Source organism: Dongia sp. (assembly GCF_041909655.1).
Lineage (GTDB): Bacteria > Pseudomonadota > Alphaproteobacteria > Dongiales > Dongiaceae > Dongia.
Genome location: NZ_JAYRDA010000002.1, coordinates 296,860 through 312,576 on the forward strand (window position 1 = coordinate 296,860; position 15,717 = coordinate 312,576).

Consider the following 15,717-nt stretch of genomic DNA (forward strand, 5'->3'; position numbering starts at 1 on the left):
TTTCGTCTCCTATTCGGCCGGCACGGGGGCGGCCTGGTCGATTGTGGTGGCTGCAGCCGCACGACGTTTCCGCGCCGGGCGCATCTCGGCGCGGCGCCGCCATTCATAGAGGACTGCGGCAAGAACGGTCAGCAGGATAAAGATGACCGAAAGCGCGTTCACCGCCGGCGTGAGGCCGATGCGCACCTTGCCGGCAAGATAGATAGTCAGCGTGCGATCGCTGCCATAGACAAACAAGGTCGTGTTGTAATTCTCGAAAGACTGCAGGAAGGCGATCACGGCAGCGCCGATCGCGGTCGGCATCAAAAACGGCAGGATGATTCGCCGCATCACCTGAAGGTGGCTGGCGCCTAGATCGAGCGCCGCTTCCTCCCAGTTGGGATCAAGGCGCTGCAGCCGCGCCTGAAACATCATCAGGCAATAGGAGGCAATGAAGGTCGTCTGCGCAAAGATCGAAAGATGGAGGCCGCCGCCGATATCGAAACCCCGCCAGAAGACCAGGGTGGAGATGCCCAGAATCACGCCCGGCATCAGGATCGGTGAGACCATGATGCCATAGGTAAAGGTGCGGGCACGCTTCTCCAGGCTGTGCAGCAGCAGGGCCGCATTGAGCCCGATCGGGATCGAGAGTGCCACAACGCCGATCCCGACCAGCACGCTGTTGACGAGGCTGTCCCACAGCATCGAGTCCTTGAAGAGATCGCCGAACCATTGCAGCGTGAAGCCCTGCCAGGGAACCGCCGCCGGCAGGCGGCTGTCGTTGAAGGCGGCGGCTGACATGTAGAGCAGCGGCAGGAACAGATAGGCGAAGAAAAGGCAGAGATAGAGCCCGATGAATATCCGCAGGATCTGCCGGGAAGAAAGAAAGGAGGTCATTTCGCCACCTCGCCCAGACTGACGCGGAAGATCCGCATCATCATGATGATGAAGCTGATGCAGATGATGAGGAGCAGGAAGGCAAAGGCCGCACCCCTGTTCCAGTTCATGCCCTCAAAGAATTGCGAATAGATCACCTCGGTGAACCAGCGCGATTGCGGCCCACCCAGGATCGTCGGCACGGCATAGCTGCCCGCTGCCAGCATGAAGGTCGAGATGCAGCCGACGGCGATGCCGGGCTTGGCATGCGGCAAGGCGATGCGCCAGTGAATGCGCCACCAGGGGGCGCCAAGATCCCGCGCCGCCTCGATCTGCGCATGATCGAGCGTGTCGAGGATGTTGTAGATCGGGAAGACCATGAAAAGGACATAGGCATAAACCATGCCCAGCACGATGGTGGGCGTCTGGCCCAGGAACACGATCGGCTGGTCGATGATGCCAAGGCTGAGCAACATCGTGTTGATGAGACCGCCGCGCGCCAGGATCAGCATCCAGGCGAAGGTCCGCAGGATCTCGTTGATCCAATAGGGCACAATTAGCGCCACGATCAGCAGCCGCGCCCGGCTGAGGCTGGTACCGCGCGCCAGGTAATAGGCCAACGGATAGCAGATCAGGAAAGCCGCCACCGTCACCAGGATGCTGGACCAGATGGTCTTGATGAAGATGGTGAGGAAGCCCGCATTCTCGAAAAGATACGCATAATTGTCGAGGCTGTAGACGTCCTTCGGCCCGCCGATCTCACCCACCGGTAGGGCCGGGCGGAACGAGTAGTCGATCATGGTAAGCTGCGGCAGCAGTAGCAGGCCGACCACCCAGGCGAGGGATGTGAAAATCATGAAGGCGGTGATGGGACCGCCATATCGCGTGATCAAAGCCTGCATGATTTACCTGACAGTCTTGGGAATAAAGCCGCCCCACCGTTCACTGAACGGTGGGGCGCGTCGTCATCTACCGGCCGTTTACGAGGCCAGCAGCTTGTCGCGGTATTCGTTGCGGATATTGGCAAGCGCCGTTTCCTCGGGCGGCCACCACCACAGATTGGCAATGGCATCGTCCGGATAGGCCGCGGCGAAGTTCTTGGCGTAGACGTCGCCGGCGAACTTGTCGGCATCCGCAGTGCAGCTGTTGTAGCCCGACTTCATCACATGGATGGCGGCATTTTCGGGCGTGTAATACCAGTTGATCCAGGCATAGGCCTGTTCGAGGTTTTCGGCGTTCTTCGGCAAAGCGATGCCGTCGAGCCAGGTGATGGCGCCTTCCTTGGCGGCGAGATAGGCGAACCGGTCGGGTTCCTCGGTCATCATGCGCATGCCGGGACCGTCCCAGATCTGGCCGATGACGCAGCCATTCTGCTTGAAGGCCGCTTCGGTTTCCTGCGCATTGGTCCAGAACTGGCCGACCGATGCCTTGTTTTCCAGGGCGAATTTGACGATCTCGTCATAGACCCGGCGCAAAGAGGCTTCGTCCTTGTAGGTGTCGACCATACGGCCCGACGGAACTTTGCCCGAGGCATCGAGATAGAGGCCGATGCCGGTCATGATCGAATTGGCGCGGCAGGTGACCTTGCCGGCGAATTCCGGCTGCCACAACGTGCCGTAGCTCGCCTCGCCATAGCCCATCTTCACGGCCGTCTTGTCGAAGCAGAGCGATTCGGTGCCCCAGTTGAACGGCAGGTTGAAGCGCTTGCCGGCGCTCTCGCCGCCCAGGGATTTCGACGATTCGTAGATCGACGGGATGATCTTGTCGATATTGACCTTCGCTTCGTCGATCGGCTGCAGCAGGTCGAACTCGACGTATTGCGGGGTGCGTGTGACCGAGGGGTTGATCACGTCATAGCCGGCGCCGCCCGAGGCGCGGATCGTGTTGAACACCTCGTCATTGGTGCCATAGGTCGCCAGATTGACCTTGATCCCCGTGCTCTTCTCGAAACCCTCGATCATTTCCGGGTAGATGTAATCGCCCCAGCTGAAGAGGTTGAGCTCGCCCGAGGTGGCAAAGGCCTTGCGGACGATCATCGGCGCGCCGATGGCCGCAGCACCCAGAAGGCCGGCGGATTTGAGGATTGTGCGGCGGGACGCCGCATCGGTCAGAAACGACCTGGTCATGAAATGTCTCCCTGAGGGTGTGACCTTGAAATAAGGGCGCCAACCTAGTCGGCGGGAATGTCAGTTCGATGACCGGTCGATGGATGTTCCGTGTCGACGAGCCATCTTCCAGGGCGCGATTCGGCACGATAGGATGCGCGCCATGCCGATTGACCGACATCAAGGACCGACCACATGACATCGCGGCGCAAAGTATTGTTCATTTCAGCCGACCAATGGCGTGGCGAATGCCTTTCGGCCCTCGGTCATCCCGTGGTCAAGACACCCCATCTCGATGCCTTGATCGCCAACGGCGCCCTGTTCAAGCAGCATTTTACCGTCGTGGCGCCCTGCGGGCCGGCCCGGGCCAGCATGCAAACCGGGCTTTACCTGATGAACCACCGCTCCGGGCGCAACGGTACGCCGCTTGATGCGCGCCACACCAATATCGCCCAGGAAGTCCGCAAGATCGGCCTCGACCCGACGCTCTATGGCTATACCGACACCAGTGCCGATCCCCGCGGCCGGCCGGCCAACGACCCGGCTTTGCGTACCTATGAAGGGCCCCTGCCGGGTTACACGATCGGCATGCTGTTTCCCGAATATATGCGCCTCTGGATGAACGATCTGCGGGCGAAGGGCTACAAGTTCAACGGGCGCGAGGATGTCTACCAGCCCAAGCCCGGCTTCCAGAAACCGGCCGATCGCGGCCACCGCTATATTCCGACCCTCTTCTCGGCCGAGGACAGCGACACCACTTTCATGGCCGACAAGGTCATCGACTGGCTGGGCGATCATCGCGAGCAGGACTGGTTCATGCATTGTGTGTTCCTTCGCCCGCATCCCCCGGTGATCACGCCGGAGCCCTACAATGCGCTCTACGACCCAGCAAAAATTCCGCTGCCCGCGCGGAAATCATCGCCTGAGGAGGAGGCGCGCCAGCATCCGCATGTGAAAGCCTGGATCGATAAGCTCCGGGCGCCCAGCAATTACGACGAGCACAATCCCAATAACCTCGTCACCATGCCGGATCTGGAACTCAAGCAGATGCGCGCCTGCTATTACGGCATGATGAACGAGGTCGACGACGCGGTCGGCCGCATCATCGCCCGCCTCAAGGAGACCAGGCAGTATGACAGCACGCTGATCGTCTTCACCTGCGATCACGGCGAAATGGGCGGCGATCATTATAGCTGGGGTAAGGAGCTTTATTTCGACCCCAGCTTCTATATCCCGCTCATCATCCGCGATCCGCGGCGGCAGGCCGATGCCGGGCGTGGCCGCCATGTCGATGCCTTCACGGAATCGGTCGATCTGATGCCGACCATGCTCGATTGGCTGGGCATGGAGATCCCCGCGCAATGCGACGGCCGCTCCCTGCTGCCCTTCCTCGAAGGCAGGCAGCCCTCAAATTGGCGCGAGGAAGCGCATATGGAATTGGATTTCCGCGGTGGCCCCAATGGGGGCTTGAATGGCGAGGAACTTTTCGGGCTCGATTCCAACGATTGCCAGGTCGCGATCCTGCGCGGCAAGCGTTGGAAATACGTGCATTTCGCGGCCATGCCGCCGCTCCTCTTCGATCTCTCCAGTGATCCTGCCGAGATGAACAATCTCGCGGGCGATCCGGCCCATGCCGGCATCATGCTGGAAATGGCACAAAAGCTGCTCTCATGGCGCTTGCGGCACCAGGAACATGTCTTGAGCAATTACCACGTCGGCGCCGAGGGTCTTGAGGATCGCGGCTATAACCGGCATCTCGGGCGAGCGGACTAAATCCGTCAGAACGAGGTCGGATCGGTAAACCGTCTGATCACATTCTCGGTGAGGCGGCTGACATTGTTGTCGTAGCCATTATGCGCCAGGGAGCCGGCATAGGAGATCGAGCCGGTCGAGAAGACGGCGCCGCCATTGGGCGTCTCGAAGAACATCATGTCGCAGCGGACGCGCGGGCAAGTGTCGCCGTTGACGGCCGAATGGGTGTGGTTCATTTCCTCGTTCACCCAATGATATGAATCAGGAAAATCGGTCGCCGTCGCCACCATCAGCGCATGGGGCGGTGTGCCAAGACGCGTATCGGCGCGGTCGATCTCCCAGCCGGCGGCACCGCCGCCGACCGTGCCGAAATCACCGATGATCTCGTCCCGCTCCAGCCCCTCAAACATAAAGGCGACGCGCGGGTCGCGGCTGTCTTCGGTGCGGTGATAGGGGACTGCGTTGACGAACCCCTGCGCGGCGAAGGCATTACCGACCAGCATATTGGGCGGGCGACCATTGCGCACCCAAAGCCCGGACAATTCACCAGTGAAGCTCATGTGATATTCGCCCGCTTCCGAGAACCAGGCACGCATGCCGTCCTCGGCGCGGCGATGCTCGATCACGCCGGGCAATCCTGGATGATAGGCAATACGCCAATAGAAGCCGTTGGCGCCCATATACATCAGTCGGCCGCCGCCATTGGTGAAGGCCTGCACCGCATCCAGCATCTCTTTGGAGTAATACTCCGGATGCGTACCGGTCATGACGCAGCGATAGGGCCGCAGGCAATCGAGTCCCTCCTGGTGCAGATCGTCATCGGTGATGACGTCGTAGGGAATGCCCTTTTTCTCCAGCCAATCGGTGAGATGCGTATCGGCATTGAACTGCCACAGATCCGTCTTCGGTCGCATGTTGAGAATGGGCCGCAGATGCGAGGAATGGCAGACGCCGCTGCCATCGGTATGTTCGTCATAGACCGAGAGGCCGAGGCTCTCATGCTCCTCGAGATAGCGATCGACCTCGCTCAGCGTGACGAATTTGCAGCTCGACAATTCGTCGAACCACCAGCTCGACACCATCTGCTGATTGGCATAGGCGAGGTAGCTCGCCGTCGGGATCAGCAAAGCCAAAGGCGCCGTCGCCGTACCGCGCGCGGGGCGCACGAAAATCGGGATGTAATCCTCGACGATCTGGCCGTCGGCTGCCTTCTGCGAGACATGGGCGCAATAGATGCCGCTTTTCATGCCTTCCGGAATGGTCAGCGTGAAATCGGTCTTCCAGCCGCAATCATAAAGATCGTCGTCGTGGAAATGGATGGCGCCGTAATGCGGCAGCTTCTTCTGCCAGTGGAACTCGCTGCTGTCCCAGTTCCAGCCGGTCATCGCGCGTGTCGGCAGATTGATGGTACGGCCGTGATGCCGGTTGCCCGACACATCCGTCACCTTGACGGTCGCAATACCGCGCGAGAAATCCCAAGCCGCAACCACATATTGCGCCAGATCCACATCCAGTGGCAGTTCGCGCAGGCGCGACACTTGCGCCGGCTGCAAGGCGCGGGCCGAGACGCGCGGCGCGTCGATCTTGCCGTTGAAATGTGCTACGGCCTGCTTGTCGTCATTCCAGGCGGCGATCAGGAAGCGCCCACCTTCGCCAACCGGCTCGGATACCAAACCGGTATGTGAGACTGACGCCGGCTGCCCATGATAGGCCAGCATGGCGTTGTGGCCGAGTGTCACCCGGCCGGTGCCGGAATCGAAACTGGCATAGACCTCGTACCAATGCCGCGCGAGGAGTTTCACTCCCGTGGAAACGGGCGCGTTCTTGCCGGCACGGAAGGCAAGGCATCCCTCTTCGTCGAGATAGAGCGCATAGCCGGTTCCCGCCGCCGCATCGAAATTGCCCAGAATGGATTGTGCCTTGCCATTGCCAGGCAGTGTCGGCCAGATCATCGCCTGCAGCGTGAAATTGCCCAGCACGAAGGGCTGGCGCGCCGTCACCCAGACATAGGATCCGGTCACGATTGGCTGCTGACGCGCCTTGTAGGAGCCGTCAATCGCACTGGCGATTTCTTCGTATTTCAATCCGGGGCCTTCCGGCGAATCGTCGCCGCAGATCAGGCGCACCAGGCGGGCGTCGAACTTTCCGGGCAGCGGCGCGCTGATCTTGAAGGCGACGTTGTCGCCTGGTGCTGCGCTCAGGCGATCGGTATAGCCAAGAATACGTTCGTTCATGACGGCTCAAATCTCATCATCTGCGGATTGATATGAAGCGCGGCCCGGTGGCGGATAAAGCGGCGCGCGCGGTCGCGTGCTCAGGCCACCGGACATGACTTGCCGGTGACCTCCAGCCAGCGGGCGCGGAAACAGGCCCAGACGGCCGCGTCATGATCGGTGAAGACCTCATCGTCGTTCACCTCGACCTTCATGCCGCGCTTGGCGCCCATGCGGCCCAGGCGCCATTCGGCATAAGGCTTGGTGCAAACGATGATGGTCCGGCCGCGCGCATGACCCCAGCGCAGCAATTGCAAAACTTTCTGCAGATCGGCGCTGTAGGGGCCCGAAGGGGCCGCCTTGAATTCGCCGGCGAGGGCCGCGCCACGCGTACCCTCGGCATCAATCTTGATCATAGCCTATGGACCCCCATCCCATTGCCACGCCAAGATCAAATTCCCGATGTCACCTCGGGCTTACCTGGGCGCAGCCATCCCCCGACCGCCTCAAAGGCGGTGGGCGCGGGCATCATATAGGGCCATCAACCCGGCTGTCGAGGAATCGGAAGGGCCGCCTTTTCCGCCCAAAAGGGCGTTCGCCATGTCCTTGCCCAGCTCGACGCCCCATTGGTCAAAGGCATTGATGCCCCAGATAGTCGAGGCGACGAACACCTTGTGCTCGTAGAGCGCGATCAGGGCTCCCAGATGATAGGGATCAAGCACCGGCAGCAGGAGCGTGGTCGATGGGCGGTTGCCCGGGCAGACGCGGTGCGGGGTGAGGCGCGCGATCGTTGCCTCGTCCTGCCCGGCGTGACGCATCGCCGTGGCGATGGCTTCCGCCGACCGGCCAAAAGCCAGCGCCGCCGCCTGGGCCAGCCCATTCGCCACCAGCATGTGATGCTGATCGGGAAAGGCCGAGCGATCCCGCGCGGTCAGAATGAAATCACAGGGCACCGGCTCCGACCCCTGATGGAGCATCTGATGAAAGGCATGCTGTCCGTTGGTGCCGGCCTGGCCCCAGATCACCGGGGAGGTCGCCCAAGTGACAGGCTTGCCGTCGCGGGTCACCGATTTGCCGTTGCTCTCCATCTCCAGCTGCTGCAGATAGGCCGGCAGGCGCCAGAGATCCTGCGCATAGGGAAGGATCGCCTGGCTGGCATGGCCGCAGAAATTGCGGTGCCAGACTTGCAGCAGCCCCATGATCACCGGCAGATTCTCGGCCAAGGGCGCTTCCAGGAAATGCCGGTCCATCGCCGCGGCGCCGGCCAGGAGATCGTGGAACTTGGCTGGCCCCACGGCGATCACGATGGAAAGCCCAATCGCCGACCACAGCGAATAGCGGCCACCGACCCAATCCCAGAATCGGAACATGTGCTTGGGATCGATACCGAAGGCTTTGACCGCCTCGATATTGGTCGATACGGCGACAAAATGACGATCGACCGCGCTTTCGCCGAGCTTCGCCGCCAGCCATTTCCGTGCCGCACGACCATTGGCCATGGTCTCTGCGGTGGTAAAGGTCTTTGACGCGATGATGAACAAGGTCGTTCCCGGATCGGTCCGCGCCAACACCTGATCGAGATGCGCGCCGTCGACATTGGAAACGAAATCGACCACGAAGCGACCGGCAATATCCGGCCGCAGCGCATCGGCAATCAAGGCCGGCCCCAGATCCGAACCGCCGATACCGATATTGACGATATGCTCGATGCGCTTGCCGGTGGCACCGGTAAAGGCACCCGAACGGACCTCCTGCGCGAAACCGAAGAGATGATCGAGTTCATGCTCGACCTCCGGCGCCACATCCTTGCCATTGGCGACAAAACTCAACCCCGTGCCTTGATGCGCCGCGGGCGCGCGCAAGGCCATGTGAAGCGCAGGCCGCCCCTCGGTATTGTTGACGGGGGCACCCGCAAAAAGCTGAGCGCGCGCCTCCTCCAGTCCTGATTCACGAGCAAGATCCAGCAACAACGAAAGTGTCACATCGCTGATGCGGTTCTTCGAGTAATCCAGCGTGATCTCGCCAAGATCGATCGAGAAATTCTGGAAGCGCGCCGGGTCATTGGCGAAAAGCTCGGCCAGGGTGACGCCGCCGAGGCGCGCGTGATGCTCGGTGAGGGCTTTCCAGGCTGCCAGTTTGGTCGGATCGCTCATGTTATGACATCCGGCGCGTTGCGGCCGGAACCTTTCCTGATGCCGATGATGTCTTCCGCACACGCAGCCAGATCCGCCAACGCTGCCTGCGGATCAAGATCGAGCACGCTGTTGCGCGGCTCAAAGCGCTCGAGATAGAGGCGCAAGGTGGCCCCCACCGTGCCGGTGCCGGAGAGCCGCAGAACCAAACGGCCGCCATTCGAGAAAATCAGCCGCAGCCCCTGCTTTTCGCTCACCGATCCGTCGATGGGGTCCTGGTAGCGGAAATCATCCGCCTCTTCGATGCGCCAATCCTTGTGCCCACGCGCCTGCAGATCCGGCAGACGCTGCCGCAGCGCTGCCACGATGGCATTGGCCTTGTCGCTGTCGATGGCTTCGTAATCGTGGCGCGAATAATAGTGACGCCCGAACCGGCGCCAATGCTCGGCCAGGATCTGCGGCACCGACTTCCCCGTCACCGCCAGCAGATTGAGCCAAAACAGAACCGCCCAGAGCCCGTCCTTTTCCCGGACGTGATCCGAGCCGGTGCCGTAGCTCTCTTCGCCGCACAGGGTGACGCGACCGGCATCCAGCAGATTGCCGAAGAACTTCCAGCCGGTCGGTGTCTCGTAACTGGCAATCCCCAATTCCGCGGCGACGACATCGGCGGCGCGGCTGGTCGGCATCGAGCGCGCGACACCGGCGATTCCGCGCGCATAGCCGGGAATGAGCGTCGCATTCGCCGTCATCACGGCAAGGCTGTCGCTGGGCGACACGGCGAGTTTCGGGCCGACGATCATATTGCGGTCGCCATCGCCATCCGAGGCGGCACCCAGGCCCGGCGCATTCGCTGTCCACATCGCCGCCATCAATTCCTCGGCATGGGCCGGATTGGGATCGGGATGGTGATTGCCGAAATCCGGCTTCGGGATCGCATTGATGAGAGATGCTGGTGATGCGCCCAAACGGTTCCGCAGGATCTCGGTCGCATAGGGGCCGGTGATGGCATGCATGGCATCGAACAGCATGCCATTGGCCTTCAGCCAGGATCGCATACGGTCGAAATCGAACAGCTTCTCCATCAGCGTCGCGTAATCGGCAACCGGGTCGACGATCTCGACCTCCAGGCCGCCCAGATTTTGCAGGCCCGGGCGATCGAGATCGATACTGCCCGCCACTTCCGGCAGGATGTCGTAGCCGGTGATGCTTTGTGAACGTGCGAAGATCGCCTCGGTGATGGATTCCGGGGCCGGACCGCCATTGGCAATATTGTATTTGATGCCGAAATCGCCCTCCGGACCCCCGGGATTATGGCTGGCCGACAGGATGATGCCGCCTTTGAGACCGCGCTGGCGGATGAGGTTGCTGACCGCCGGCGTCGACATCAACCCGCCGCGCCCGACAACAACCCGCGCGATGCCATGGGCTGCTGCCATGCGCAGGATGATCAGGCTGGCTTCGCGGTTGAAGAAACGCCCGTCACCACCCAGGGCGATGGCGGATCCTTTGAGATCGCCGACGCCGTCAAAGATCGCCTGCACGAAGGTGGCGAGATAATGCGGCTTCTGGAATTGCGTGACTTTCTTGCGGAGACCGGATGTTCCGGGCCGCTGATCGCTGAAGGCTGCGCAGGAAACGCGTTCGGTCCGCAACGCCGTCACATTCATGCCGTCAATCTCACTTTCGCCGTGTTGCCAGAAGATCGGCGCGGGTCGCCGAGACCGCATTGGCATGAGCGTCGAAACCCTCGTAACGCGCGAGAGTTTCGGCGGCGCCGGCCAATTGGGCGTAACCGGAGGGTGTCACATGCGCCACCGTCGCGCGCTTCATGTAGTCGAAGACCGAAAGCGGCGACATGGTCTTCGCCCAGCCATTGGTCGGCAGCACGTTGTTGGGGCCGATCACGAAATTGGCGAGCGTGTTCGACGTGCTTTCCCCCAGCAGGATTTCGCCGGCATTCCGGATATGGCCGAGATGCTGATAGGGTTCCCGGGCATGGATCATCAGATGTTCGGGGGCGTAATCGTTAACGAAATCATAGGCTGATTGCAGATCGGAGGTGAGCACGATGCCGCCCCGCTCGGATGACAACACCGTCATCGTGTAATCGATCCGTGTCTCGCTCATTTTTCCGAAGAAACCGGGAATGGCGGCAAGCGCCGCCTCGGCCACGGCGCGCGACGGCGTTACCAGGAAACCCGAAGAATCCGGGCCATGCTCGACCTCGACCAGCAGATCGAGGGCCGCCAGGCGACCGTCCGCGGTATCGTCCGCCAGGACCAGAGCCTCCGACGGCCCCGCCAGCATGCCGGGATCGATCCGGTCGGCCAGCAACTTCTTCGCGGCGATGAGATAAGGCGAGCCCGGCCCTACGATCTTGAGACAGCGCGGCACGGATTTGGTGCCGTAAGCCGCGGCGGCCACCGCCTGCGCCCCGCCGACACGATAGACCTCGCTTACCCCGGCGAGTTTCGCCGCCAGCAAAGTCGCGGCATCGGCGCGGCCATCGGGGCCGGGCGGGGTCAGCATCACCACCCGCCGTGCACCCGCGACGATCGCGGGAATGGCGGTCATCAGGGCGACCGAGGGAAACGAGCCCTTGCCGCGCGGCACATAGCAGGCGACGGAATCGATCGGCGTCCAGCGCTCGCCGGCAAAAACGCCGGGGCGCATTTCCTTCAACCACATCTCTTCCGGCATCTGGGCTTCGTGATATCGCCGGATATTGTCGGCGGCGAAAGCCAGTGCCTCCGCGACCTCGCGCGAAACCGTTTTCTCCGCCCAGGCGAAATCCTCGGGTGGGGTCGCGATCGCCTGGAAACTGGCCGGCGCGCCATCGAACCTCTTGGCATAGGTCACCAGGGCCGCGTCGCCCTCCGCCTCGACGGCGGCCACGATCGGCCTCACTGCGTCGACAAAGCCCTGCAGATCCTCCTCCGAACGCACCATCAGGCGCGCTCGGGCGGCAGCATCCATCTTGGCCAATTCGTATAGGCGCACCTGGCGGTCGGTCATTCTCGGGATTTCTCAAATAAGACGATCGGAGCAGATTAACCAATGGATGTATTGGCTTTCCACCCTGAATGCAATGCGGCCTTCAGCCCATCGTCATCCCCTAAAATGCCAAGTAATTCCGTCAGCGGCGCCAAGAAAAAGCCCAGCCACCGGGAAGGATGGCTGGGCGCCGACGACGAGGCGGGTGACCCTTTCGGGGGGTAGGTCCTGGGGGCGGGCCCCGCATCGTGCGGTGAGGTTTTGCAACGTCAATCAAAACGGGCCGAAGCCGGCCGTCATACGGACCGGCAAGGCGTGGGCAGCTTCAAACGATCCAAGTCTGATGAGAAACCACGGGGCCTTTCCCAAGGCGGGTAGCGGCGGAAGAACGGCGAGGGGCCGAAGAGGTCACCCAGGAAAGGCCGATGGCAACGGAGATCGCCCACATCACCATGGCCATGGCGGTAATCATCGTCCAGACGGTCATGATGATGCCCCTTGCTGTGCTGCCGCCCCACTACCGGAGGCAGCCTGCGTCACCGCTGAAAACTAAGGCGTCCGTACCGTTGCCGCCGCCGATAAGCCGGTGACCTGCGTGATAAGGCTGTGACCGAAATAAAATATATGAATATCAAATAATTAGAAGCCACCTTGCGATCTCCGGGAAATCCGGCTAGGTGAAGCCCGAGAATGGCTGGGCAAATGCCCACGCGCCTGTTTCAAAAGCGATTTTCCGGAGGCGCCGGGTCGCAAGCGCGACTGCCAGCACGAATTTCTGGACCTAGAGCATCATGAGCAAGAGCCAGCCGCGCGTCGGCATCGTCAGCTTGGGCTGTCCAAAGGCATTGGTGGATTCCGAGCGAATCCTCACCCAGTTGCGGGCAGAGGGCTACGCCATTTCGGATTCCTATGCCGGTGCCGATGTGGTGATCGTCAATACCTGCGGCTTTCTCGATTCAGCCCGCACCGAGAGCCTGGAGGCGATCGGCGAAGCGCTCAATGAAAACGGCAAGGTGATCGTCACCGGATGCCTGGGCGCCACCCCGGAACTGATCCGCGGCGAGCATCCGAACGTGCTCGCGATCACCGGCCCGCAGCAATACGAAACGGTGGTCAATGCCGTCCATGACGTGGTGCCGCCCAAGCACGACCCCTTCATGGATCTGGTGCCCCCGGCCGGCCTCAAGCTGACGCCGCGGCATTATGCCTATCTGAAGATTTCGGAAGGCTGCAACAACCGCTGCACCTTCTGCATCATTCCCTCCCTGCGCGGCGACCTCGCCTCCAGGCCTGCGCGCGAAGTGCTGATCGAGGCCGAAAATCTGGTTAAATCCGGCGTCAAGGAATTGCTGGTGATCAGCCAGGATACGAGCGCTTACGGTGTCGACATCAAATACGCCGAGAGCAAGTATCAGGGCCGCATGGTAAAGGCGAAATTCCTCGACCTTGCCCGCGAACTGGGCCAGCTCGGCGCCTGGACGCGCCTCCACTACGTCTATCCCTATCCGCATGTCGACGACGTCATTCCGCTGATGGCCGAAGGCCTCGTGCTGCCCTATCTCGACATCCCCTTCCAGCATGCGAGCCCCAACATCCTCAAGGCGATGAAGCGCCCGGGTAATCAGGAGAAGGTGCTGGAGCGGATCAAGAAGTGGCGCGAGATCTGCCCGGACCTCACCATCCGCTCGACCTTCATCGTCGGCTTCCCCGGCGAGACCGAAGCCGATTTCGATTACATGCTGGATTGGCTGGAGGAAGCCGAGCTCGACCGCGTCGGCTGCTTCAAATATGAGCCCGTCGACGGCGCCAAGGCCAACGATCTCGGCCTCGAACAGGTCGATGAGGACGAGAAGCACGATCGCTGGGACCGCTTCATGGAAGTGCAGCGCGTGGTCAGCGAAAAGCGCATGGCGCGCAAAATCGGCCGCACCCTCGATGTCCTGATCGACGAGGCCGACAAAACCCAGGCCATCGGCCGTTCCTCGGCCGATGCGCCCGAAATCGACGGTCAGGTCTTCGTCGGCAATCTAGGCCGCAAACGCCTCAAGGCCGGCGACATGGTCAAGGTCAAGATCGAACGCGCCGAGGATTACGATCTCTGGGGCGATCTGGTCGCTTAGTCGGGTAACAATCTTTCACGACGCGGCTTGATCCCCCGCCTTGGCCCCGGCAATCTGGCTATTGGATGTGCCGGGGGCCATTGATGCTGCGCAAAGTGTTCTGGGAAGATCCGTATCTGACGTCGCAGGAAACCCGCATCGCCGCGGTGTCGGGCGATGATGTGACACTGGAAGAGACGATCCTCTACGCCTTCTCCGGCGGGCAGGAGAGCGATCACGGCACGATCGGTGGTCATGAGGTGCTCTCGGCGCGCAAGGCCGGCGCAGACATCCTTTACACCCTTCCGCCCGCGCATGGTTTGCAAGCCGGCGATCCCGTCACCGTCGCGATCGATTGGGAACGACGCTACCGGCTGATGCGATTGCATTTCGCCGCCGAGATCGTGCTCGAGCTAGTCTATCGCGATCTGGGGCCGATCGAAAAGATCGGCGCCCATATCGCCGCCGACAAGGCACGGATCGATTTTGCCCGCGAGATTAGCATCGCGCCGGAACTCCCCGAGCTCACGACCCGCGCCGCCGCGATCATTGCCGCCGATCTCCCCATCACCAGTGCCTTCAGCGACGAAACGGCCGGCCGCCGATACTGGCAGGTACCCGGCTTCGATCCGGTCCCCTGCGGCGGCACGCATCTCCGGCGGACCGGGGAGGTGGGCAGCCTTTCGCTCAGGCGTCGCAATATCGGCAAGGGCAAGGAACGGGTCGAGATTTTCTTGACTTGATTGCTGCCATCAAGTTGCTTTTGTCGAGCATGGTAAAATTAGAAGTTGCAACTGATGCACAGGAGCGAGCCTTGATCCGTCACGTCTTTTCGATCGCCATCATCTGCTTGCTGGGGGCCTGCGCGTCCTCAAACTCGACGAAAGAAAAAGAGGGAGGCGCTGCGCAGATCGACCTGCCTGCCTATGAACTGCTTAAAGACGAGGCGGTGTTTGATGCCGTCGGAGCGCATTGGGGACTTGCCATCAAAAAATGCGGCGTCAAGAAAGGCATGAAAGAGGCTGACATTGATCAGGCATGCATTCTCGATTTGGTCGGGCGCTCGCTGCCGGATACCGAACTGGTCTCTGAATATTGCCAGCGGCAGGACGACTTCGTTGCCGAATCCGACTGCCTGACCATGTCATCCTTCGCCGTTGATCTTGCGCGCCGCGCCGAAAATCCGCCAATCCAGGCCTTTCTGGGTGACCTTCCGTCGAAGTACGGCGAAGCCTCCGGCAAAGCCGCAATGTTGCTCGCTGAAGCGATCTGGCAAAAATGTCCCGATGGCCCCGGCGCGGAGAAGTGCAGGGTCGACGAGGCGATGGCAAGGCTGCAAACGACGCCGGCCGACCTTTCTCGCTGTGAAGTCCTGCCGGAAGATCGCAAAATTGTCAGCTGCTTGATAATAGCCCGGTTCGTCCATCACATGAATGCAGGTACAGAAAAACTGACGGGCCTCTGACGGTCAAAAGCCTACTGCCCTTCTCAAACGGTCAGATTTTCATTGCAGATTTGTGAAGCCGGTATAGCCTAGCCATCACAATTGGGGTGGCGTGGGAACTGA

General features: G+C 61.3%; 13 protein-coding genes. 5 read left to right on the forward strand and 8 right to left on the reverse strand.

What is annotated here, in order from left to right:
- Nucleotides 1-9: 9 nt before the first annotated feature.
- The 3 genes from ACE3PR_RS04560 to ACE3PR_RS04570 all read right to left on the reverse strand — a co-directional run bounded on the left by ACE3PR_RS04560 (nucleotide 10) and on the right by ACE3PR_RS04570 (nucleotide 2,981).
- The gene (locus ACE3PR_RS04560) at nucleotides 10-876 is read right to left on the reverse strand and encodes an ABC transporter permease (protein WP_374368672.1); all 867 of its coding nucleotides are present in this window, start codon (nucleotides 874-876) and stop codon (nucleotides 10-12) included.
- Entirely contained in the window at nucleotides 873-1,757 is an 885-nt protein-coding gene (locus tag ACE3PR_RS04565) for an ABC transporter permease (protein WP_374368674.1), read from the reverse strand. Before ACE3PR_RS04565 ends, ACE3PR_RS04560 begins: the two co-directional genes overlap by 4 nt.
- A gap of 78 nt (nucleotides 1,758-1,835) precedes the next feature.
- Nucleotides 1,836-2,981 carry an extracellular solute-binding protein gene (locus tag ACE3PR_RS04570; protein ID WP_374368676.1) on the reverse strand — a complete coding sequence of 382 codons (1,146 nt, stop codon included), beginning with the start codon at nucleotides 2,979-2,981 and terminating at the stop codon, nucleotides 1,836-1,838.
- A gap of 174 nt (nucleotides 2,982-3,155) precedes the next feature.
- Here ACE3PR_RS04570 and ACE3PR_RS04575 point away from each other — a divergent pair, with 174 nt between their 5' ends.
- Entirely contained in the window at nucleotides 3,156-4,733 is a 1,578-nt protein-coding gene (locus ACE3PR_RS04575; protein ID WP_374368678.1) for an alkaline phosphatase family protein, read from the forward strand.
- 5 nt (nucleotides 4,734-4,738) lie between these two features.
- Here ACE3PR_RS04575 and ACE3PR_RS04580 read toward each other — a convergent pair whose 3' ends face one another.
- From ACE3PR_RS04580 to hisD, 5 genes are all read right to left on the reverse strand, one after another.
- The gene (locus ACE3PR_RS04580; RefSeq protein ID WP_374368680.1) at nucleotides 4,739-6,946 is read right to left on the reverse strand and encodes a N,N-dimethylformamidase beta subunit family domain-containing protein; all 2,208 of its coding nucleotides are present in this window, start codon (nucleotides 6,944-6,946) and stop codon (nucleotides 4,739-4,741) included.
- A gap of 80 nt (nucleotides 6,947-7,026) precedes the next feature.
- The gene (locus ACE3PR_RS04585; RefSeq protein ID WP_374368683.1) at nucleotides 7,027-7,341 is read right to left on the reverse strand and encodes a hypothetical protein; all 315 of its coding nucleotides are present in this window, start codon (nucleotides 7,339-7,341) and stop codon (nucleotides 7,027-7,029) included.
- A 90-nt stretch (nucleotides 7,342-7,431) separates the two neighbouring features.
- Nucleotides 7,432-9,078, reverse strand: coding sequence for a glucose-6-phosphate isomerase (gene pgi / locus ACE3PR_RS04590; RefSeq protein ID WP_374368685.1), 1,647 nt, complete (start codon nucleotides 9,076-9,078; stop codon nucleotides 7,432-7,434).
- Complete coding sequence (locus ACE3PR_RS04595; protein WP_374368687.1) at nucleotides 9,075-10,724, reverse strand: alpha-D-glucose phosphate-specific phosphoglucomutase; 1,650 nt, start codon at nucleotides 10,722-10,724, stop codon at nucleotides 9,075-9,077. Before ACE3PR_RS04595 ends, pgi begins: the two co-directional genes overlap by 4 nt.
- Nucleotides 10,725-10,734: 10 nt before the next feature.
- Nucleotides 10,735-12,072, reverse strand: a complete 1,338-nt coding sequence (hisD, locus tag ACE3PR_RS04600; RefSeq protein WP_374368689.1) for a histidinol dehydrogenase — start codon at nucleotides 12,070-12,072, stop codon at nucleotides 10,735-10,737.
- Nucleotides 12,073-12,476: 404 nt separating this feature from the next.
- Between hisD and ACE3PR_RS04605 the strand changes: the two genes are divergently transcribed.
- The 4 genes from ACE3PR_RS04605 to ACE3PR_RS04620 all read left to right on the forward strand — a co-directional run bounded on the left by ACE3PR_RS04605 (nucleotide 12,477) and on the right by ACE3PR_RS04620 (nucleotide 15,615).
- Complete coding sequence (locus ACE3PR_RS04605) at nucleotides 12,477-12,641, forward strand: hypothetical protein (protein ID WP_374368691.1); 165 nt, start codon at nucleotides 12,477-12,479, stop codon at nucleotides 12,639-12,641.
- A 201-nt stretch (nucleotides 12,642-12,842) separates the two neighbouring features.
- Nucleotides 12,843-14,171 carry a 30S ribosomal protein S12 methylthiotransferase RimO gene (gene rimO, locus ACE3PR_RS04610; RefSeq protein WP_374368693.1) on the forward strand — a complete coding sequence of 443 codons (1,329 nt, stop codon included), beginning with the start codon at nucleotides 12,843-12,845 and terminating at the stop codon, nucleotides 14,169-14,171.
- Nucleotides 14,172-14,254: 83 nt separating this feature from the next.
- Nucleotides 14,255-14,893 (forward strand): alanyl-tRNA editing protein, encoded by a 639-nt coding sequence (locus tag ACE3PR_RS04615; protein WP_374368695.1) that lies wholly within the window; start codon nucleotides 14,255-14,257, stop codon nucleotides 14,891-14,893.
- Nucleotides 14,890-15,615, forward strand: a complete 726-nt coding sequence (locus ACE3PR_RS04620; RefSeq protein ID WP_374368697.1) for a hypothetical protein — start codon at nucleotides 14,890-14,892, stop codon at nucleotides 15,613-15,615. The genes ACE3PR_RS04615 and ACE3PR_RS04620 overlap by 4 nt, the downstream gene beginning before the upstream one ends.
- Nucleotides 15,616-15,717 lie beyond the last annotated feature (102 nt).